This is a genomic window from Pseudomonas sp. B21-054 (genome assembly GCF_026016345.1).
Classification (GTDB): domain Bacteria; phylum Pseudomonadota; class Gammaproteobacteria; order Pseudomonadales; family Pseudomonadaceae; genus Aquipseudomonas.
Map to the genome: position 1 here is coordinate 6,429,515 of NZ_CP087204.1, position 19,317 is coordinate 6,448,831.

A 19,317-nucleotide genomic window follows, 5' to 3' on the forward strand; every position below is an offset into this window, starting at 1 on the left:
AAGCGCTTTGGTTACTTTCGCGCTTTTTCGAAAGTGACCCGCCGTCAGGGCGGAACCATAAGCCGCCGTTACCGCAGCAATAGATATGTACTCGACCAACAAAATCCTGGCCCGCTGCCAGGCCAGCTCGCTCCCACATTGGCGCTGCATAGGCTTCAGGATTTGTGCCGCCGAACCAATCCCGCAGCCACCACCAACTCCTCCAACGCCAACAAATCCGGCACCTTCGCCACATGTTCCCCCACCTGCACCGCCGCCTGCTCCAACCCGCACAGCGGCACGTCGACGTAGCTCAACTGGGTGTCGAGCTTGTAGGACCGCGGGATGCCCTGCACCAACAGCGCAATGAACCTCAGCTCCGGCCGTCCGCCCAGGGCGTTGAGGACGACGATGCGCACTCGCTCGCCGATCACGGTTTTCTGACCGCAGGCCGATTCGAAGCTCAGCAGCGGGATTTGCCGTTCACGCCAGCTCACCCAGCCGAGAAACCACGGCGGGGTGTCCATGTCGAAGGCGCTGCTCTGGTAGTCGATCAACTCGGCCACAGCCACGTTGGGCAGCACCAGGTGCCGGTCAGCCAGGGGCAGCAGCAACCCGGTGAGGTGGTGGGTGCGATATTCATGCATGGGTCTTGCTCCAGTGGGCGATGCTGTCGAGCAGCACCGATTCCTGGTACGGCTTGCCCAGGTAGTCATTGACGCCGATGGCCATGGCCCGGTCGCGATGTTTCTGGCCGGTGCGGGAGGTGATCATGATGATCGGCAGGTGCGCCAGGCGCGGGTCGTTGCGCACTTGGGTGGCCACTTCGAAGCCGTCCATGCGCGGCATTTCGATGTCCAGCAGCATCAGGTCCGGGGCGTGTTCGGCCAGCAGCGCCATGGCGTCCACGCCGTCCTTGGCGGTGAGGACGTGCATGCCATGGCGCTCCAACAGGCGGCTGGTGACTTTGCGCACCGTCACCGAATCGTCCACTACCAGCACCAGCAACGGTCGCTGATGCTCACCCTCGCCTTCCGTCGTCGGGCGGCGCGGTGCGTGGCTGGGCATGGCGCGGATCGGCGCCAGCAGGTCGAGGATCAATACCACCCGGCCGTCCCCCAGGATGGTCGCCCCGGACAGGCCTTGCACCGCCGAGAACTGCGGGCCGAGGCTCTTGACCACGATTTCCCGGGTCCCGGCGGTGGCGTCCACCTGCACCGCGATATGCCGCTCGTTGCACTGCATCAGCAGCACCGGCAACGGTTGGCTCTGGCCCAGCAGTTTAGGGCGGGCACCGGTTTTCAGCAGCTCACCCAGGTAGCACAGCTCATAACGCTGCCCGGCGTAGGTATAGGTCGGCGGATCGATCTGGTAATAGCCGTCCAGCTCGGCCGGCAATACCCGGACGATGCTTTCGATGGTGTTCAGCGGAATCGCGTACTGGTCGTCATGACACTGCACCATCAGCGCGCGGTTGACTGCCACGGTAAATGGCAGGCGGATGCGGAAATGCACGCCTTGCCCCGGCGTGGAATCGATGACCATGCTGCCGCCCAGTTGCCGCACTTCTTCATGGACCACGTCCATGCCGACACCACGCCCGGAGATCTGGGTGATTTTTTCGGCGGTGGAGAACCCCGGCTGCAGGATGAACTGCAGCACGTCACGATCATTCATGTCGCTGTCCGGTGACAGCAAGCCACGCTTGATCGCCTTGCGCCGCACTGCGTCCAGCGGGACCCCGGCACCGTCGTCGCGGATGTCGAAAATGATGTCGCCACCTTCCCGGGACAGGTCGAGGCTGATGCGTCCCCGGGCCGGCTTGCCAGCGGCGATGCGCACGTCGGCCGGTTCCAGGCCGTGGTCGACGGCGTTGCGCAGCATGTGTTCCAGCGGCGCGGCCATGCGTTCGAGCACGTTGCGGTCCATCTCGCCTTCGGCATTGTCGACCACGAACTCCACGTCCTTGCCCAGTTCCTGCGCCACTTGCCGCACGATGCGCTTGAGGCGCGGCAACATGCGCTCGAACGGCACCATGCGCGTACGCATCAGGCCTTCCTGCAGTTCGGTGTTGATGCGCCCCTGCTGTTGCAGCAGATTCTCTGCATCGTGGTTGCTGCGGTCGAGGGTTTCCTTGAGGTCGAGCAGGTCCGAGGCGGATTCGAACAGTGCCCGGGACAACTGCTGCAACTGGGAATGGCGGTCCATTTCCAGCGGGTCGAATTCTTCATAGCCCAGGCGCTCGGCCTCCACCTGCTGGCGACTGAGAATCCGCCCCTGGGTTTCGGTATCCAGGCGGCGCAACTGGTCACGCATCCGTTCGATGGTGGTTTCCATCTCGCCCAACGCCACCCGCGCATCGTTGACCTGCTGCTCGATGCGTCCGCGGAAGATCGACGTTTCCCCGGCCAGGTTCACCAGGTCATCAAGCAATTCGGCGGAAACCTTGACCATGTCCGCACCGTCGCTCGGTGCGGTGGGCTCGGTTTTGGCGGGCGCGGGCGTCGGGGCCGCAGGCGGAGCAAGTTCCGGGGCAGCGACAGCTGGGGGTATCTCGCGCGCCTGCGGATGATTCACCGCCTGGATCTGCGCGATCAGCCGGTCCGCCAACGGGCACGGCTGGCCAGCGCGCACTGCGTCGAGCATCTGGGCGATTCGGTCATGGCTGCTTTGCAACAAACTGAACAGCGCCGGGGTCGGCTGAAGCAGGCCCGCCGCCAACCCTTCATAAAGGTTTTCCAACTCATGGGCCAGGTCGCCGATGGGCACGATTTCCACCATCCGCGCGCCGCCCTTGAGGGTGTGCAAATCCCGCAACAGGGTTTCCACGGCCTGGCGGTTCGACGGTTCTTCCTGCCAACGCAGCAGCGCCGCGCCAGAGCTGTCGAGGATGTCGAAACCTTCTTCGAGGAAGATCTCCAGCAGTTCGGGATCATGCCCGGCCGCATCGGCCTGGGCCGTCCCGTTCGCCTCCGTTGTGTTCGTCTTGTCCTGACGGAACCGGCGAATGGCGTCGATCAGGGCAACGGGATCGCCCAACGGCTGGCCCTGCTGCAACTGCCCGAGCAACAGGTCGAGGCGTTCGTGGCTGCTGTTGAGCAGTTGCGCCAGTTCTTCGCTATGGCTGTAGCGGCGGTCCACCAACCCTTCATAAAGGTTTTCCAGCTCCTGGGCCAGATCGCTCACCGGCCGCACGTCCGCCATCTTCGCACCGCCCTTGAGGGTGTGCAGGTCACGCTGCAACGAGGACAGCGGCGCGCCATTGTCCGGGTCGGCCAGCCAGCGTTGCAGGGCCTGGGCGGCGCTTTCGAGGATGTCCTGGGCTTCTTCGAGAAAGATCGAAGCGATGTCGTCGTCCACCGAGGTCGCGGCGGGGGCGCTGCGTTCGAGTTCAGCCGTCGCATTGCCCAGTTCGCGGATGCTCAGGGTGCGGCTGCCGTCGCTGCGGATCAGGCCGGTGGCCGCTGGGTCGAGACTGGTCTCGAGCAGGTTGCGCAGGGCCTGCACCCGTTCGGGTTGCGCATGCACATGTTGCCCGGCCGCCAGCTCATCGAGCATGTCGATCAGGGCTTCATGGGCGCGCTGCGCTTCCTGGAAAAACGTGTCGCTGACCGTCAGGCTGCTTTCTTCCACCGCGCCGTAGAGGTCAAGCAGGGCTTCGCAGAGTTCGTCCACCGGGTGCAGGTCGGCCAGGTGTGCGCCTTCGCCGAGGGTGGTCAGCTCATCCAGCAGCGCACTCAGTTCCTGGCCTTCGCCCGGGTGCTGCTGCCAACGCTGCAACAGGCTTTCGGCGTCCAGCAGGATGTCCATGCCCTGGGCCAGGAAGTTGTTGATCAGTTGTGGGTCGCGCTTGGTCCGCAGCCCTTTGTTGGGTGCGCTGAGGGCCGCTTGCAGACGTTCGGCCAACAGCGCTTGGGCGCGCTGGATCAGCTCCTCGGCGCCGGGGATTGGCGCCAGCGGCGCGCTGTGCAACTGGCGCAGGCCCCGGCGTAGCAGGCCTCCGGCCTCCAGCAGCAGTTCGACCTCATCCAGGTCGAGGGCGATCAGGTGTGCTTTGTATTCCCGGGCCAGCTCGTCCAGCGCACCGGCCAGCTCGGCGATGGGCAAAACACCGGCCATCGAGGCGCTGCCCTTGAGGGTGTGCAAGGCCCGCTGCAATTCGTCGCTAGCCTGTAATGGCAGGTGGTCGGCGGCCTGGTCGAGGAAGCGATTGAGGCTGGTGAGGTGACCCTGGGCTTCGTTGTCGAAGATCTTCAGCAGCAGCGGATCGAGGGCCGCCACGTCCTGTACGTCTTCGTCTTCATCGCGTCCCCTGGCAAGGGCATGGGCGCGGACGGCCAGACGGTCGACATCGTCACGCTGGCGCTGGCGATGGGCGGCGAATTCAGTTACCAGATCAGGGAGCAACTGCACCGTTTCGTCGATCAACTGTCGGACCGACGCATCGGGTTCGACGCTGCGTTCCAGCACCCGATTGAGCAGGTTTTCCACGGCCCAGGCCAGCTCACCCAGCACCAGCGCCCGGACCATCCGGCCGCTGCCCTTGAGGGTATGGAAGGCCCGGCGCAGTTCACTCAGGGCACCCTGGTCGTCAGGGTGAGCCGTCCAGCGCGGCAGGTACTCACGCAGGACATCCAGCACCTCGCCGGTTTCTTCGAGAAAGACCTCGCGCAACTCATCATCCACCGGATGCTCATCCACCGGCGGCGGCAGCAGGCTGCCCGGGGTGTTCCTGGCGGGAGGGTTGACCGCCGAGACCGGACTGGCCAGCACTTGGGCCAGGGACTGCACGGTCTGTGGGTCATCCAGCTCCTGCAAGTCCTGCATCAGCTGGGCTTCGTTGGGGCTCAGCACATCGTCGAGCAAGGGCACCCGAGCTTCGTCGGGGAAATAGCCGAGCGCGGCCAGGCTCCGCTCCACCACGTCCAGCAGAGGTTCGCCGGGGGTTTCCGGGTCTTCGCTCAAACGCTCCAGGTAGTATTCGAGGCCGGTGATCACGTCGGCCAGGTGGTCGAGTTCTTCCCAACCCGGCTGGGCGTGCTCCAGTAACAAATGCTCGCGGATGAACCCGTTGCAGGCCTCCACCAGGCTGGCGGCACGGCTCAGGGGGATCATCGCCAGCGCGCCACGGACCTGGGTCAACAGCGCCGGCAAGGCTTGCAGTTGCTCGCTGTTCCAGTCGGCGTCGATGTAGTCGACGATCATGTCCTTGGCCTGTTGCAGGCAGGTGTGGGCCTCTTTGATGACGATCTGGTGGATCTGGGTCAGGTCGGTGGTGGGCAGGTGGGTGTCTTCGCGGCTCTCGGGCTCGACGGTGCCGACCATGCCGGCCAGGGTCGCCTCGACATAGAGCAAGGCCCCGGCGACGTCCATGAGGGTCGCGTCATCCGGCTCGCGCTGCCCCTGGGCGAGGCTCAGCACCACCGCCAGTTGATCGATGATGACCTTGCGCGGCTGGCCGAAACCGAGCACCGCCAGGGTGTCGGCGATCTGCCGCAGGGGCGCCAGCAGGCTGTCCAGCTCCGAAGCGTGCTGACGGTCGCTGCGCACGAACAGGTCGAGGCGCTCCTTGACCCGCACCAGCTCTTCGCAGAGCGCGGCGAGTACCGAGCGCATGGCATCGCGGTCGGGCCCGGCCAGGCGTGCCCGCTCTTCGTCGACCATGGCGCTGTCAGGCAGCGCGTCGTCCAGTGAGTAGCGTTCTTTCATGATCTGCATCTGCCCGCTGGGTTGTTCGGCCTTGGCAATATAGAACAACAAGCTCTTGAGCAGGTGTGGCGGTGCCGGTTGATTGATGCCGGGCATGCCTTGGTCCAGCAGGCGCTTGAGTTCCTTGTCGGCTTCCTTGAACAGGCTGCGCAACGCCGGGCTGTTGGCGATGCGCCCGTCGCGCATGCCCTCGACCAGCGCCGAAGCCACCTGCCACAGGGCATTGAGCGGCGCCCCGGCGCACAAGCCCTCCAGGCGCAGGAAGACTTTGGCCAGGTAACCGAGATGGGTGGTGTCATCCTGTTCACGCAGCAGGCCGACCAGGGCCACTTGCAGGGTCTGGCGCAACTTACGCAAGGTGCCTGGCAGGTCCGCCGGTTTGAGGCGCTTCAAGGCCTCGTCGCTGAGCGGCGCGATATCCGGCAGCTCGGGGCTGAACAGGCTGGTTTCCGACAACAGGCTCTCGCCGCGGGCGCTGCGCAGGTCGTTGATCAGCGGCAGCACCACCAGCGGCAGGTCGCGACGGGCGCTTTGGATACGGTCCAGGTAAATCGGCAACTGCCCCAAGGCCTGGCTCAACAGGCTGATGGCTTCGTCGCGATGAACGATGCGGTTGTCCTGCAGGGCGGCGCACAGCTGTTCCATCTCCTCGGCCAGCAATGCCGCGCCGTAGAATTCGACCATCTGCAAGCCGCCGTGGACCTGATGAATGCAGGCCAGGCATTGCCCGAGGGCATCCGACGCCTGCGGATCGTCCACCAGGCGGTTGAGGGCCAGATGGGCCTGCTTCAGCGTTTCGGCAATCTCGCCCTTGACCCATTCCAGGGCCACATAGTCGTGCCGATCACCCATAACCACTCCAAATCAACTGTGACATGCCAAGGGTACAAATCCACCCTGTGGCGAGGGGATTCATCCCCGTTGGACTGCTTAGCAGTCCCAAAATAGCCAGTCTGGGACATAAATGCTGGCCTGTGTATTGTCGGAGGCCGCTTCGCGCCCCAGCGGGGATAAATCCCCTCGCCACAGATGATCTTCACCACCATCACACTTTGTCTTCATCCGCCACAGGTGCGGCCGGCAAGGTAAAACCCGACACCGAGCGGCGCAGTTGGCTGGCCATTTTCGCCAGGTTGCCGATGCTTTCGGCGGTGGCGGTAGAGCCGGATGAGGTCTGCGTGGTGATCTGCTGGATCACGTTCATGGTCAAGGAAATCTGCCCCGCCGAGGTGGTCTGTTGCTGCGCCGCGTTGGAAATGCTCTGGATCAGCGCCGCCAGGGTCTTGGACACACCTTCGATCTCTTCCAGGGCGACGCCGGCGTCCTGGGCCAGTCGCGCACCGCGCACCACTTCGGTGGTGGTCTGTTCCATGGAAATCACCGCTTCGTTGGTGTCGGCCTGGATCGCCCGTACCAGGGTTTCGATTTGCCGGGTCGCCGCCGAAGACCGCTCGGCCAGGCGTTGCACTTCATCGGCCACCACCGCGAACCCGCGCCCGGCATCACCGGCCATGGACGCCTGGATGGCGGCGTTGAGGGCCAGGATGTTGGTCTGGTCGGCGATGTCGTCGATCAGGCTGACAATGTCGCCAATTTCCTGGGACGACTCACCCAGGCGCTTGATGCGCTTGGCGGTGTCCTGGATCTGCTCGCGAATGTTGTCCATGCCATGAATGGTGTTGTGCACCACCTCGTTGCCCTTGTTGGCAATTTCCACCGAACGCTCGGCCACTGCGGACGACTCGGCGGCATTGGCCGACACCTGGTCGATAGACTGGGCCATTTCATTAATTGAAGTCGAAGCTTCGGAAATTTGCTGGGCCTGGTGCTCGGAAGCCTGGGCCAGGTGCATCGCCGTGGCCTGGGTTTCCTGCACGGCGGCGGCGACCTGGCCGGCGGTGAGGTTGATGGTGGCGACCAGATCGCGCAGTTGATCCACCGAGTAATTGATGGAATCGGCGATGGTGCCGGTGAAGTCTTCGGTCACCGAAGCGGTGACGGTCAAGTCGCCGTCGGCCAGGTCTTCGATTTCGTCCAGCAAACGCATGATCGCGTTCTGGTTACGCTCGTTCTTTTCCGCCGTCTCCCGCAGCTGGCGGTTGGTTTCGCGGACCATCACCAGCCCGATCAGGATGATCGACATCAGCGCCAGCAGGCCCAGCACATAGCCGCCGATGCTGTTGACCGCGCGCCCACCGGCCAGGTTCTCGAAGGCCGTGGCCAAGTGCGAGGCCTCGTCGAGCAGGGTTTGCGACAGGTTGAAGATGTTGCCGGCCGATTCGCGGACCTTGAACAGCTCCGGGGAGGTTTCGAGGATTTCGTCCACCGACCCCGAGACAAACTCGAACAGCTCGCTGATCTCGGCCAGGCGTGCCCGGGCGTCGCGGTCCTGGACCTGGGAGATCTTCAAGGCCGGGTCACCTTGCAGCATGCCATTGAGCACCTGGCCGAAACGCGCGGCGTCGCGGCCAAAGGTGTCGGCGGCCTGGCTGGCGTTCTCGTCCCCGGCCAGCACGGTGTTCACCGCGCCGAGAATCCGCTCGGCCAGCAGCGACTGACGCTGGGCCATGGCCACCTGGGCGGCGGGCGCGCCACGCTGCAGCAGAATCTCGACGACTTTTTCGTACTCGACCTGCAACTGCGGCACGGTTTCAGCCAGGGTTGCCGCCACCTGATGCAGCGACAACACGGTCTGCTCGCTGGAGAGGATGGCGTCGGTGTTCTGCAGCAGGCGCTCCCAGTCCAACTGCACGGCACGCATCTGCGGACGCAGGGTGGCGGGGGCCGGCGGCAGGCCGGTCACCGGGTCGCCCTGCTTCAGGTAGCCCCAGCGCTGGGCAAAATCATTGCGCGCATCGCTCAACAACTTGAACGCCGCAGCCTTGCCGGCGGCAGCTTCGGTGGCGTTCTTGGCGATACGCTGGGACAACACCCGCAGTTCACCGGCGTGGCCAATGTACTGCTTATCGTAGGTGGACTGGGTGTTGAGGTAAGCGAAATTGGCGAACAGCAGCATGATGAAGACAATCAACGCGACGAACAGCACGATGATCTGCGAACGACTGCGCGACGCTTCCAGTGGCTTGCCTGTTTTTGCTTTGATCATCGGTCCTCGCCTGTGCTGCCCAAAACCCCAACCCACCGCCATTCCAATGTGGGAGCGAGCTTGCTCGCGATAGCGACGGTACAGCTTGCATCAATGTTGACTGCACTGGCGCCATCGCGAGCAAGCTCGCTCCCACAGGGGCCGCATTTACGGCCTGTTAAATCGCCACATCCATGAACCCCGGTGATCGCGTCAACGCAAACGGGCTGAACACCTGCCACTGTCGCTCGCCGCGAAAGCGCCCCTTGACGAACGCCGACTCCGGGCCGCCGAGGGCGTCCACCGGGGTCGGCTCCAGGCTGTCCTGGGCGAAATGTTGCAACCCGAGGACCTCGTCCACCAGCAACCCGGTGAACACCTCGTCGTGATCCACCACCAGTACCCGGCGCTGTTTGCGCACGGTCGACAGCTCGTGACCGAAGAAGCCGCTCAGGTCCATCAACGGCAACAAGCGCCCACGCAGGTTAGCCACGCCACGCACCCATGGCTTGACCCCGGGCAAATGCGTGTAACGCGGCTCGTGCAGCACTTCGCTGACTTCGCCCATGGGCGCCACGTACCAGTGTTCGCCCAGGCGAAAACCGATGCCGCTCCAACCGGCGCGATGGGTCGGCTGGGATGGCAGGTCGGCCCCCAGCAACCGGCAGCGCCGATCGATCTGCAGCAGCAGCTCGAAGGCGGTCAGGGATGGGCTCATGGCCGCGCCGTCAACCCGCCAGCACTTTGTTCAGGGTCGCGATCAGGGTTTCTTCGTCCACCGGTTTGGTCAGGTAGTCCTTCGCGCCCTGGCGCGTGCCCCAGACCTTGTCGGTTTCCTGGTCCTTGGTGGTGATGATGATGACCGGGATGTGGCCAGTGTCCGGGTCCTTGGTCAACTGGCGCGTGGCCTGGAAACCGTTGAGGCCGGGCATGACGATGTCCATCAACACGGCATCGGGTCGTTCCTGGCGGGCCAGGGCCACACCGTCGGCGCCGTTTTCAGCCTTCAGGACCTCGTGGCCGTGCTTTTCCAGCATGCCGGTCAGTTTGTACATTTCGGTCGGCGAATCATCGACGATCAGGATACGTGCCATGGTGTTCCCCATTTTTTTGTTGACCCCAGGCCCGTTGGCCGAGCGTCATTAATGTGCCTGGTGCGGCTGGACAGCGGCAAAGCCCGGGACATGGGCCTGTATCGCACCCAGCAGTTCTTCCTTGCTGAACGGCTTGGTCAAAAACTGATCGGAGCCGACGATGCGCCCCTTGGCCTTGTCGAACAGCCCGTCCCGGGACGACAGCATGATCACCGGTGTCGCCTTGAACGCGCTGTTGTTCTTGATCAGGGCGCAGGTCTGGTAACCGTCCAGGCGCGGCATCATGATGTCGACAAAGATAATGCCCGGATGATGATCGGCAATCTTGGCCAGGGCATCGAAACCGTCCACGGCCGTGATCACCTCGCACCCCACGTTGCGCAACAAGGTTTCGGCGGTGCGGCGGATGGTCTTCGAATCGTCGATGACCATGACCTTCAAGGTGCTGGGTTGCTGCTGCGTAAGATGCTCTGCCATTGCCACTGCGGACCGGTTTTTAACGCTTAAGAGTGAACGACAGCGCAAACCCTTGATGTTCAAGGCCCGCACGTCACATGGCAGCCTTTTTAGCACAGTCTCCATCGCCGATCTATCGGCCACTCGGCGCGGTGGTTTTTCCTTGACCGCCAATCTTCCGGGCGCCACTCTGACGCCACTTTTTCACGCCATTTGTGCCTATCAAATTTTCGAGGAACCAAGCCATGAGCGTACGCGTTGGCATTGTCATGGACCCTATCGCCAGCATTTCCTATAAAAAGGATAGCTCGCTGGCCATGCTGCTGGCCGCTCAAAAGCGCGGCTGGGACCTGTTCTATATGGAGCAGCGCGACCTCTACCAGGCCGAAGGCCAGGCGCGGGCGCGGATGAAACCGCTGAAAGTCTTCGCCAACCCCGAGAAGTGGTTTGAGCTGGGCGATGAAAGCGATGCGCTGCTGAGCGACCTGGATGTGATCCTGATGCGCAAGGATCCGCCGTTCGACATGGAGTTCGTGTACTCCACCTACCTGCTGGAGCAGGCTGAAAACGCTGGCGTACTGGTGGTCAACAAGCCCCAGAGCCTGCGCGACTGCAACGAAAAGCTGTTCGCCACGCTGTTCCCGCAGTGCACGCCGCCGACCATCGTCAGCCGTCGCCCGGACGTGTTGCGCGAATTCGCCGACCACCACGGCGACGTGATCCTCAAGCCCCTGGACGGCATGGGCGGCTCCTCGATCTTCCGGCACACCGCCGGCCACCCGAACCTGTCGGTGATCCTGGAAACCCTGACCTTGCACGGCAAGCAGCAGATCATGATCCAGGGTTACCTGCCGGCCATCGTCGATGGCGACAAGCGCATCCTGATGATCGACGGCGAACCGGTGGATTATTGCCTGGCGCGCATCCCGGCCGCCGGTGAAACCCGGGGCAACCTGGCGGCCGGCGGTCGTGGCGAAGCCCGTCCGTTGACCGAGAAGGACCGCTGGATCGCCGCCCAGGTTGGCCCGACCCTGCGCGAGAAAGGCCTGCTGTTCGTGGGCCTGGACGTGATCGGCGAGCACCTGACGGAAATCAACGTCACCAGCCCGACCTGCATCCGCGAAATCGACAACGCCTTTGGCACCGACATCGGCGGGATGCTGATGGAGGCGATAGAGAAGCAGCTGCAAGCGATAAGCTTCAAGCGGCAAGTTTGATACGGGCGACGTACAGCTTGTCGCTTGCAGCTTGAAGCTTGCAGCTAAAAACCAACATTGCGTTATCATGCCGGGCCTGAAAAACGCGATGTTGGTTTTGCTGCCATGACACTCCCGTCCGATCTGCCCCAAGAGCTCGCCCATCGTGGCGTGCGCCCGGCCGATCGCCTCGGTTTTACCCTGTTCCTGGCGGCGCTGATCCACCTGGCCCTACTGCTGGGCGTCGGGTTTGCCACGGTCGAACCCAAGCAGATCAGCCAGACACTGGAAATCACCCTGGCCACCTTCAAGAGCGAAACGAAGCCGGCGAAGGCGGATTTCCTGGCCCAGGAAAACCAGCAAGGCAGTGGCACCCTGGAAAAGAAGGCGATTCCCAAGACCACCGAGATCGCGCCGTTCCAGGACAATACGGTACAGAAAGTCACCCCGCCGCCGGCCGCCAAGCCCGAAGTGCAGGAAACGGCGCCCAAGGCCGCCGTGACCACCGTGGCGCCGAAACCGAAGAAAGCCCCGGTCAAGGAAGAGGTCAAGCCCGATCCCAAGCCCAAGGCCCCGGCGCCCACTTTCGACAGTTCCCAGCTGTCCAGCGACATCGCCAGCCTGGAAGCCGAACTGGCCCAGGAGCAACAGCTGTATGCCAAACGCCCGCGCATCCATCGCCTGAGCGCCGCCTCGACCATGCGCGACAAGGGCGCCTGGTACAAGGACGAGTGGCGCAAGAAGGTCGAGCGTATCGGCAACCTCAACTACCCCGACGAAGCCCGGCGCAAACAGATCTACGGCAACCTGCGGCTGATGGTCTCGATCAACCGCGACGGCTCGCTGTATGAAGTGCTGGTGCTGGAGTCCTCCGGCCAGCCGCTGCTGGACCAGGCCGCCCAGCGGATCGTGCGCCTGGCTGCGCCGTTCGCGCCGTTTACCGGGGATTTGTCGGACATCGACCGGCTGGAAATCATCCGCACCTGGAAGTTTGCCCGTGGCGATAGGCTTTCGAGCAATTGATCACGGGTTTGTGCCGGACATAACCTCTGCGCCCGCCGCAGATCCCTTGTGGGAGCGGGCTTGCCCGCGAAGACGGCGGTCCTGCCGCAATAGATCTGTCGGTTGCACGGGCCCCTTCGCGAGCAAGCCCGCTCCCACATTTGATCGGTGTCGCCAGCCAGATCGGGGGACTTCTTGCACATCCCCAGCTTGTCAGTTCGCCCCTCGGCCGCCACACTAGCGCCTATGAAAAACGTCAGCCCCACCTACCTCAAGCATCATTTCCTGATTGCCATGCCGCACATGGCTGATCCGCACTTTGCCCATACCTTGACCTACATCGTCGAGCACACGGCCAATGGCGCCATGGGGCTGGTGATCAATCGCCCGCAGGAACTGAACCTGGCGGACATTCTTGAGCAGTTGCGTCCCGACATCGAACCGCCAATCCTGTGCCAGCACGTGCCGATTTTCATCGGTGGCCCGGTGCAGACCGATCGCGGTTTCGTGCTCCATCCGTCGGGACCGACCTACCAGGCCACCGTGGACCTGAATGGCGTGTCGCTGTCCACGTCCCAGGACGTGCTGTTCGCCATCGCCGACGGTGTAGGCCCGGAAAAAAGCCTGATCGCCCTCGGCTATGCTGGTTGGGAAGCCGGGCAACTGGAAGCCGAGCTGGCCGACAATGCCTGGCTGACCTGCCCGTTCGACGCCGATATCCTGTTCAACACCAGCAGCGAACTGCGCCTGGAAGCGGCGGCCAGTCGGCTCGGGGTCAACCTCAGCCTGCTCACCAGCCAGGCGGGACACGCCTGATGGCCCTGCGCTTGCTGCTGGGTTTCGACTACGGCACCAAACAGATCGGCGTCGCGGTCGGCCAGGTCATCACCGGCCAGGCCCGCGAGCTGTGCACATTGAAGGCGCAGAACGGCATTCCCGACTGGAACCAGGTCGAAGCGCTGATCAAGGAATGGAAACCCGACGCCGTGGTGGTCGGCCTGCCGCTGAACATGGACGGCACGCCCAGCGACATGTGCCTGCGCGCCGAAAAGTTCGCCCGCCGGCTCAATGGTCGCTACAACCTGCCCTTCTATACCCATGACGAGCGCCTGACCACCTTCGAGGCCAAGGGCGAGCGCCTGGTGCGCGGCGGGCAGAAAGGCAGTTACCGCGACAACCCGGTGGACGCCATCGCCGCCGCCCTGCTGTTGCAAGGCTGGCTCGATGCCAACGCCGCCTTGTTTGAAACCTGATTTTTGAAAGCGCCGCCAAGGCGCTTTCTTTTAGCGATAAGCCGCGCCACTCACCACCGGCCCGGGAACCTGAAGGAGCCAGCATGAGCCTGCCCAATCCTGCCGAACTGATCAGCCAGATGGCGATTCGTCTCACGGCACACCTGGAACAACGCGGCATCAGCGAACCGCGCTACATCGGTATTCGCACCGGCGGCGTCTGGGTCGCCCAGGCCTTGCTCGAACAACTGGGTAATCCCTCGCCGCTGGGCACATTGGACGTGTCTTTCTACCGCGACGACTTCAGCCAGAACGGCCTGCACCCGCAAGTACGCCCCTCGGCCCTGCCCTTCGAGATCGAAGGCCAGCACCTGGTCTTGATCGACGACGTGCTGATGAGCGGCCGGACCATCCGCGCCGCCATGAACGAATTGTTTGACTATGGCCGACCGGCCAGCGTGACGCTGGTGTGCCTGCTGGACCTGGACGCCGCCGAGCTGCCGATCCGTCCGAACGTGGTCGGCGCGACGTTGACGCTGGCCGCCCATGAGCGAGTCAAGCTCTCCGGCCCGTCGCCGCTGCAACTCGAACTGCAAGACCTTGCCCTTTAACTGCCCTTGTAAGAGTCCATCGCGATGACGCCTCTCGAAACCAAGCGCCCGCTGCAGCTCAACGATCAGGGCCAGCTGCGGCACTTCCTGTCCCTCGACGGCCTGCGCCGCGAGCTGCTGACGGAAATCCTCGACACCGCCGACTCGTTCCTCGAGGTCGGTGCCCGGGCGGTGAAGAAAGTCCCGTTGCTGCGCGGCAAGACCGTGTGCAACGTGTTCTTCGAAAACTCCACCCGCACCCGTACCACCTTCGAACTGGCGGCCCAGCGGCTGTCGGCGGACGTGATCACCCTCAACGTGTCGACATCCTCGGCGAGCAAGGGCGAAACCCTGCTCGACACCCTGCGCAACCTCGAAGCCATGGCCGCCGACATGTTCGTCGTGCGTCACGGTGATTCCGGCGCCGCGCACTTCATCGCCGAACATGTGTGCCCACAGGTGGCGATCATCAACGGCGGCGACGGCCGTCACGCCCACCCGACCCAGGGCATGCTGGACATGCTGACTATCCGTCGGCACAAGGGCAGCTTCGAGAACCTGTCGGTGGCCATCGTCGGCGACATCCTGCACTCGCGCGTGGCCCGCTCGAACATGCTGGCCCTCAAGACCCTCGGTTGCCCGGACATCCGCGTGATCGCGCCAAAAACCCTGCTGCCCATCGGCGTCGAGCAATACGGCGTGAAGGTCTACACCGACATGACCGAAGGCCTCAAGGATGTGGACGTGGTGATCATGCTGCGCCTGCAACGCGAGCGCATGACCGGCGGCCTGCTGCCCAGCGAAGGCGAGTTCTACCGCCTGTTCGGCCTGACCACCGCCCGCCTGGCCGGGGCCAAGCCGGACGCCATCGTCATGCACCCGGGGCCGATCAACCGCGGCGTGGAAATCGAGTCGGCGGTGGCCGACGGTCCGCACTCGGTGATCCTCAACCAGGTGACCTACGGCATCGCCATCCGCATGGCCGTGCTGTCCATGGCCATGAGCGGGCAAACGGCCCAGCGCCAATTCGACCAGGAGAACGCCCAGTGAAGCTCAGCATTCTCGGCGCACGCGTGATCGATCCAGCCAGTGGCCTGGATCAAGTGACCGACATCCATATCGATGCCTGCAAGATCGTCGCCCTCGGCGCCGCTCCGGTCGGCTTCGTGGCCGTCGAGGTCCTCGACGCCCATGGCCTGGTGGCCGCCCCTGGCCTGGTGGACCTGAACGTCGCCCTGCGCGAACCCGGCTACAGCCGTAAAGGCAGCATCGTCAGCGAAACCCGGGCCGCCGCCGCCGGTGGCGTGACCAGCCTGTGCTGTCCGCCACAGACCAAACCGGTACTGGACACCTCGGCCGTGGCCGAACTGATCCTCGATCGCGCCCGCGAAGCCGGCAACACCAAGGTCTTCCCCATCGGCGCACTGAGCAAAGGCCTCGACGGCGAGCAACTGGCCGAACTCATCGCCCTGCGCGACGCCGGTTGCGTGGCGTTCGGCAACGGCCTGAACAGTTTTCGCAACACCCGTACCCTGTGCCGCGCCCTGGAATACGCGGCGACCTTCGGCCTGACGGTGATCTTCAACTCACAGGACCATGACCTGGCCGAAGGTGGCCTGGCCCACGAAGGCCCGACCGCCAGTTTCCTCGGCCTGCCGGGCATTCCGGAAACCGCCGAGACCGTGGCCCTGGCTCGGGACCTGCTGTTGGTGGAGCAAAGCGGCGTACGCGCGCACTTCAGCCAACTGACCAGCGCCCGCGGCGCGGCGTTGATCGCCCAGGCCCAGGCCCGTGGCCTGCCGGTCACCGCCGATGTGGCGCTGTACCAGCTGATCCTGACCGATGAAGCGCTGATCGACTTCAACAGCGTCTATCACGTCCAGCCACCGCTGCGCACCCGTGCCGACCGCGATGGCTTGCGCGAGGCGGTGAAATCCGGGGTAATCTCGGCCATCTCCAGCCATCACCAACCCCACGAACGCGATGCCAAGCTGGCACCGTTCGGCGCCACCGAGCCGGGCATCAGCAGCGTCGAACTGCTGCTGCCGCTGGCCCTGACCCTGGTGGAAGACGGCTTGCTGGACCTGCCGACCTTGCTGGCCCGCCTGAGCGCCGGCCCGGCCCAGGCGCTGCAATTGCCAGCTGGCAAACTGACGGCAGGCGCAGCGGCGGACCTGGTGCTGTTCGACCCAGCCGCGTCCACCGTGGCGGGGGAAACCTGGCGCTCCAAGGGCGACAACTGCCCGTTCCTCGGTCACAGCCTGCCGGGGGTGGTGCGCTACACCTTGATGGATGGGCGGATAACCCACCAGGCCTGATACCGCGCCGTTCCTATCGCGAGCAAGCTCGCTCCCACAGGGGGATCTTCGGTGAACACATGATGTGTGAACACCTCGATCCAATGTGGGAGCGAGCTTGCTCGCGATACAGGCGACTCGGTCTTACTGAAAAGCCCCCCGCTTCTGCGCATTACGAATCGACACCTGATCGTTCAGCGTCCAGAAGTCATACAGCACCCCGAGAAAAAACACCCCGCCGGTCAGCAGGTAAATAATCCCGCTGATCCACTTGCCCTGATACATCCGGTGTACGCCCAGCACCCCGAGAAACGTCAGCAGGATCCACGCCACGGTGTATTCGATAGGCCCCGGGGTAAACCGCAGGTCCGCTTCGCGATCCATGGCCGGGATCAGGAACAGGTCGATCAACCAGCCGATGCCCAACAGGCCAAAGGTGAAGAACCAGATCGTGCCGGTGACCGGCTTGCCGTAATAGAAGCGGTGGGCGCCCGTGAAACCGAAAATCCACAGCAGATAGCCAATGACTTTGCTGTGGGTATCCCGGATGGCGTCCTGTTGATAGCTGTTCATGAATGGCCTCTTTGCCTCGATAGATAAATTTTTTCGGATTTTTTGTGACTTTTTTGTGTCTCGCCGACAAGCGGTCTTGAGCGACCTGAACCAAGCAAACCCCCGTGGTGTCGGGGTTCTGTCGGACAATCGGGTCAATTTGTCGCAATTGTGCGGGGTTCGTAGCGACTTTCGAATCGACAAACGGCCTCAGGAACGCGAAAAAAGCTGTTATAAAGTTGCGCGCTAACCTTTAAGAGCCTTGCCTAATGCGTCCATTTTTCAAGACATGGCTGACCCTTTGCCTATTATTGCCACTGGCCGCCCACGCCACCAATCGTGAGCAACGTCTTCCCAACGTCAACGGCTACACCCCGAAATCCCATGTTTCTGCTTCCTTGAGCAAGAACAAGCCAAGCACCCAGCGCGTGAGCAATGCCAACAGCAAGCTGGTTCCGCCCATGGCGACCAAGGCGAGCAGCAACGTATTGAGCCGCGCCGTGAATGTACTCGGCACACCTTACCGTTGGGGCGGCAGCAGCCCAAGTAAAGGCTTCGATTGCAGCGGTTTGGTGAAATATGCCTTCAACGACGCCACGTTCGACCTGCCACGCACCTCCAATGCGATGGCCTCCGGTCACGGCGAGAAAGTCGATCGCAAGGATCTCAAGCCCGGCGACCTGATTTTCTTCAAGCTCAAGAGCCGCCGGGTCAATCACGTGGCCATTTACCTGGGCAACGACCGCTTCATCCACGCCCCGCGCCGCGGCAAGTCGGTGAGCATCGACACCTTGAACAAACCGTACTGGGATACCCATTACGTGGTGGCCAAGCGGGTCTTGCCGAAAGAACCGGGTGGGTTGCGGGTGGTTCAGCGCTGATCAAGCATTTGTGTCACAGCTGATGTCCCCATCGCGAGCAAGCTCGCTCCCACACTTGATTTTCAGTGTTCACAGAGATTGTGTCCGCCGCAAATCAAATGTGGGAGCGAGCTTGCTCGCGATGGGGCCTGCAGAAGCGCTGCAAATCCCCTGGCCGATCCCCTAGAAATTATCCGGCGTACGCGCCTTCTCCCGCGCATGCTCGCGGCTGATCACGCCTTTGCTCACCAAATCCTTCAAACACATATCCAGCGTCTGCATCCCCAGCGAACCACCGGTCTGGATCGACGAGTACATCTGCGCGATCTTGTCTTCGCGGATCAGGTTCCGAATGGCCGAGGTGCCCAGCATGATCTCGTGCGCGGCGATCCGGCCGCCACCGATCTTCTTGATCAATGTCTGGGAAATCACCGCCTGCAGTGACTCCGACAGCATCGAGCGAACCATGGACTTCTCGTCGCCCGGGAACACGTCGACCACCCGGTCGATGGTCTTGGCCGCCGACGTGGTGTGCAGGGTGCCGAACACCAGGTGCCCGGTTTCGGCGGCGGTCAGCGCCAGGCGGATGGTCTCCAGGTCACGCATCTCTCCCACCAGGATCACGTCCGGGTCTTCCCGCAGCGCCGAGCGCAGGGCCGTGGAAAAGCCCTGGGTGTCGCGGTGCACTTCGCGCTGGTTGATCAGGCATTTGCGCGGTTCGTGAACGAATTCGATGGGATCCTCGATGGTGAGGATGTGATGGTGCTTGTGGCTGTTGAGGTAGTCGATCATCGCCGCCAGGGTGGTGGATTTGCCCGAGCCGGTCGGTCCGGTCACCAACACCAGCCCCCGCGGCGATTCGGTCACTTTGCGAAACACCTCGCCCATCCCCAGGTCTTCCATGGTCAGCACTTTCGACGGAATGGTGCGGAACACCGCCCCCGCGCCGCGATTCTGATTGAAAGCGTTGACCCGAAACCGGGCGACGCCTGGCACGTCGAAGGAAAAATCGGTTTCCAGAAACTTTTCGTAATCTACCCGTTGCCGGTCGTTCATGATGTCGTAGATCAGCTCATGAACCTGCTTGTGGTCCAGCGCTGGCAGGTTGATGCGTCGCACATCGCCATCGACGCGGATCATCGGCGGCAACCCAGCGGACAGGTGCAGGTCCGACGCGCCCTGTTTGGCGCTGAACGCCAGTAACTCAGTGATATCCATAGCGCTCCTCAATTCCAGTAGAATGCCGCGAACCTCACCGCTGGCGC

Annotated in this window: 16 protein-coding genes; 8 read left to right on the plus strand and 8 right to left on the minus strand. The window is 63.3% G+C overall.

Annotated features, from left to right (window positions below; all coding sequences use genetic code 11):
* Positions 1–155: 155 nt before the first annotated feature.
* The 6 genes from LOY70_RS28015 to LOY70_RS28040 form a co-directional block, all read right to left on the minus strand.
* Positions 156–626 carry a chemotaxis protein CheW gene (locus LOY70_RS28015; RefSeq protein ID WP_265031868.1) on the minus strand — a complete coding sequence of 157 codons (471 nt, stop codon included), beginning with the start codon at positions 624–626 and terminating at the stop codon, positions 156–158.
* Positions 619–6,540: an Hpt domain-containing protein gene (locus LOY70_RS28020; RefSeq protein ID WP_265031870.1), complete on the minus strand. Its 5,922-nt coding sequence runs from the start codon at positions 6,538–6,540 to the stop codon at positions 619–621. The genes LOY70_RS28015 and LOY70_RS28020 overlap by 8 nt, the downstream gene beginning before the upstream one ends.
* A 193-nt stretch (positions 6,541–6,733) precedes the next feature.
* Entirely contained in the window at positions 6,734–8,794 is a 2,061-nt protein-coding gene (locus LOY70_RS28025; protein WP_265031871.1) for a methyl-accepting chemotaxis protein, read from the minus strand.
* A 157-nt stretch (positions 8,795–8,951) separates the two neighbouring features.
* Positions 8,952–9,491, minus strand: a complete 540-nt coding sequence (locus LOY70_RS28030) for a chemotaxis protein CheW (protein ID WP_123343669.1) — start codon at positions 9,489–9,491, stop codon at positions 8,952–8,954.
* 10 nt (positions 9,492–9,501) lie between these two features.
* Positions 9,502–9,867: a twitching motility response regulator PilH gene (pilH, locus tag LOY70_RS28035; protein ID WP_025215959.1), complete on the minus strand. Its 366-nt coding sequence runs from the start codon at positions 9,865–9,867 to the stop codon at positions 9,502–9,504.
* Positions 9,868–9,915: 48 nt separating this feature from the next.
* A complete protein-coding gene (locus LOY70_RS28040; protein ID WP_265031873.1) occupies positions 9,916–10,344 on the minus strand; it encodes a response regulator in 429 nt (142 codons plus the stop codon).
* 224 nt (positions 10,345–10,568) lie between these two features.
* Here LOY70_RS28040 and gshB point away from each other — a divergent pair, with 224 nt between their 5' ends.
* The 7 genes from gshB to LOY70_RS28075 all read left to right on the plus strand — a co-directional run bounded on the left by gshB (position 10,569) and on the right by LOY70_RS28075 (position 16,661).
* Entirely contained in the window at positions 10,569–11,540 is a 972-nt protein-coding gene (gene gshB / locus LOY70_RS28045) for a glutathione synthase (protein ID WP_265031874.1), read from the plus strand.
* 105 nt (positions 11,541–11,645) lie between these two features.
* Positions 11,646–12,542, plus strand: coding sequence for an energy transducer TonB (locus LOY70_RS28050; protein ID WP_123343667.1), 897 nt, complete (start codon positions 11,646–11,648; stop codon positions 12,540–12,542).
* A gap of 225 nt (positions 12,543–12,767) precedes the next feature.
* On the plus strand, positions 12,768–13,337 hold the full coding sequence (locus LOY70_RS28055) for a YqgE/AlgH family protein (protein WP_265031876.1): 570 nt from the start codon (positions 12,768–12,770) through the stop codon (positions 13,335–13,337).
* Entirely contained in the window at positions 13,337–13,774 is a 438-nt protein-coding gene (gene ruvX, locus LOY70_RS28060; RefSeq protein WP_024618831.1) for a Holliday junction resolvase RuvX, read from the plus strand. The genes LOY70_RS28055 and ruvX overlap by 1 nt, the downstream gene beginning before the upstream one ends.
* An 83-nt stretch (positions 13,775–13,857) precedes the next feature.
* The gene (gene pyrR, locus LOY70_RS28065) at positions 13,858–14,364 is read left to right on the plus strand and encodes a bifunctional pyr operon transcriptional regulator/uracil phosphoribosyltransferase PyrR (RefSeq protein ID WP_123343665.1); all 507 of its coding nucleotides are present in this window, start codon (positions 13,858–13,860) and stop codon (positions 14,362–14,364) included.
* 24 nt (positions 14,365–14,388) lie between these two features.
* Positions 14,389–15,393: an aspartate carbamoyltransferase catalytic subunit gene (locus LOY70_RS28070; protein WP_003177495.1), complete on the plus strand. Its 1,005-nt coding sequence runs from the start codon at positions 14,389–14,391 to the stop codon at positions 15,391–15,393.
* The gene (locus LOY70_RS28075) at positions 15,390–16,661 is read left to right on the plus strand and encodes a dihydroorotase (protein ID WP_265031879.1); all 1,272 of its coding nucleotides are present in this window, start codon (positions 15,390–15,392) and stop codon (positions 16,659–16,661) included. Before LOY70_RS28070 ends, LOY70_RS28075 begins: the two co-directional genes overlap by 4 nt.
* Positions 16,662–16,784: 123 nt before the next feature.
* Here LOY70_RS28075 and LOY70_RS28080 read toward each other — a convergent pair whose 3' ends face one another.
* A complete protein-coding gene (locus tag LOY70_RS28080; protein ID WP_265031880.1) occupies positions 16,785–17,213 on the minus strand; it encodes an NINE protein in 429 nt (142 codons plus the stop codon).
* 248 nt (positions 17,214–17,461) lie between these two features.
* Here LOY70_RS28080 and LOY70_RS28085 point away from each other — a divergent pair, with 248 nt between their 5' ends.
* Complete coding sequence (locus tag LOY70_RS28085; protein WP_123416178.1) at positions 17,462–18,073, plus strand: C40 family peptidase; 612 nt, start codon at positions 17,462–17,464, stop codon at positions 18,071–18,073.
* A gap of 162 nt (positions 18,074–18,235) precedes the next feature.
* Here LOY70_RS28085 and LOY70_RS28090 read toward each other — a convergent pair whose 3' ends face one another.
* Positions 18,236–19,270, minus strand: coding sequence for a type IV pilus twitching motility protein PilT (locus LOY70_RS28090; RefSeq protein WP_123343661.1), 1,035 nt, complete (start codon positions 19,268–19,270; stop codon positions 18,236–18,238).
* Between the last annotated feature and the right edge of the window lie 47 nt (positions 19,271–19,317).

Bases quoted from the DNA above. Each gene is read 5' to 3' on its own strand.
- ruvX (WP_024618831.1), top strand. From the start codon at position 13,337: ATGGCCCTGCGCTTGCTGCTGGGTTTCGACTACGGCACCAAACAGATC.
- LOY70_RS28050 (WP_123343667.1), top strand. From the start codon at position 11,646: ATGACACTCCCGTCCGATCTGCCCCAAGAGCTCGCCCATCGTGGCGTG.
- LOY70_RS28030 (WP_123343669.1), bottom strand. From the start codon at position 9,491: ATGAGCCCATCCCTGACCGCCTTCGAGCTGCTGCTGCAGATCGATCGG.
- gshB (WP_265031874.1), top strand. From the start codon at position 10,569: ATGAGCGTACGCGTTGGCATTGTCATGGACCCTATCGCCAGCATTTCC.
- LOY70_RS28015 (WP_265031868.1), bottom strand. From the start codon at position 626: ATGCATGAATATCGCACCCACCACCTCACCGGGTTGCTGCTGCCCCTG.
- LOY70_RS28055 (WP_265031876.1), top strand. From the start codon at position 12,768: ATGAAAAACGTCAGCCCCACCTACCTCAAGCATCATTTCCTGATTGCC.
- LOY70_RS28070 (WP_003177495.1), top strand. From the start codon at position 14,389: ATGACGCCTCTCGAAACCAAGCGCCCGCTGCAGCTCAACGATCAGGGC.
- pyrR (WP_123343665.1), top strand. From the start codon at position 13,858: ATGAGCCTGCCCAATCCTGCCGAACTGATCAGCCAGATGGCGATTCGT.
- LOY70_RS28090 (WP_123343661.1), bottom strand. From the start codon at position 19,270: ATGGATATCACTGAGTTACTGGCGTTCAGCGCCAAACAGGGCGCGTCG.
- LOY70_RS28085 (WP_123416178.1), top strand. From the start codon at position 17,462: ATGCGTCCATTTTTCAAGACATGGCTGACCCTTTGCCTATTATTGCCA.
- LOY70_RS28040 (WP_265031873.1), bottom strand. From the start codon at position 10,344: ATGGCAGAGCATCTTACGCAGCAGCAACCCAGCACCTTGAAGGTCATG.
- LOY70_RS28025 (WP_265031871.1), bottom strand. From the start codon at position 8,794: ATGATCAAAGCAAAAACAGGCAAGCCACTGGAAGCGTCGCGCAGTCGT.
- pilH (WP_025215959.1), bottom strand. From the start codon at position 9,867: ATGGCACGTATCCTGATCGTCGATGATTCGCCGACCGAAATGTACAAA.
- LOY70_RS28020 (WP_265031870.1), bottom strand. From the start codon at position 6,540: ATGGGTGATCGGCACGACTATGTGGCCCTGGAATGGGTCAAGGGCGAG.
- LOY70_RS28080 (WP_265031880.1), bottom strand. From the start codon at position 17,213: ATGAACAGCTATCAACAGGACGCCATCCGGGATACCCACAGCAAAGTC.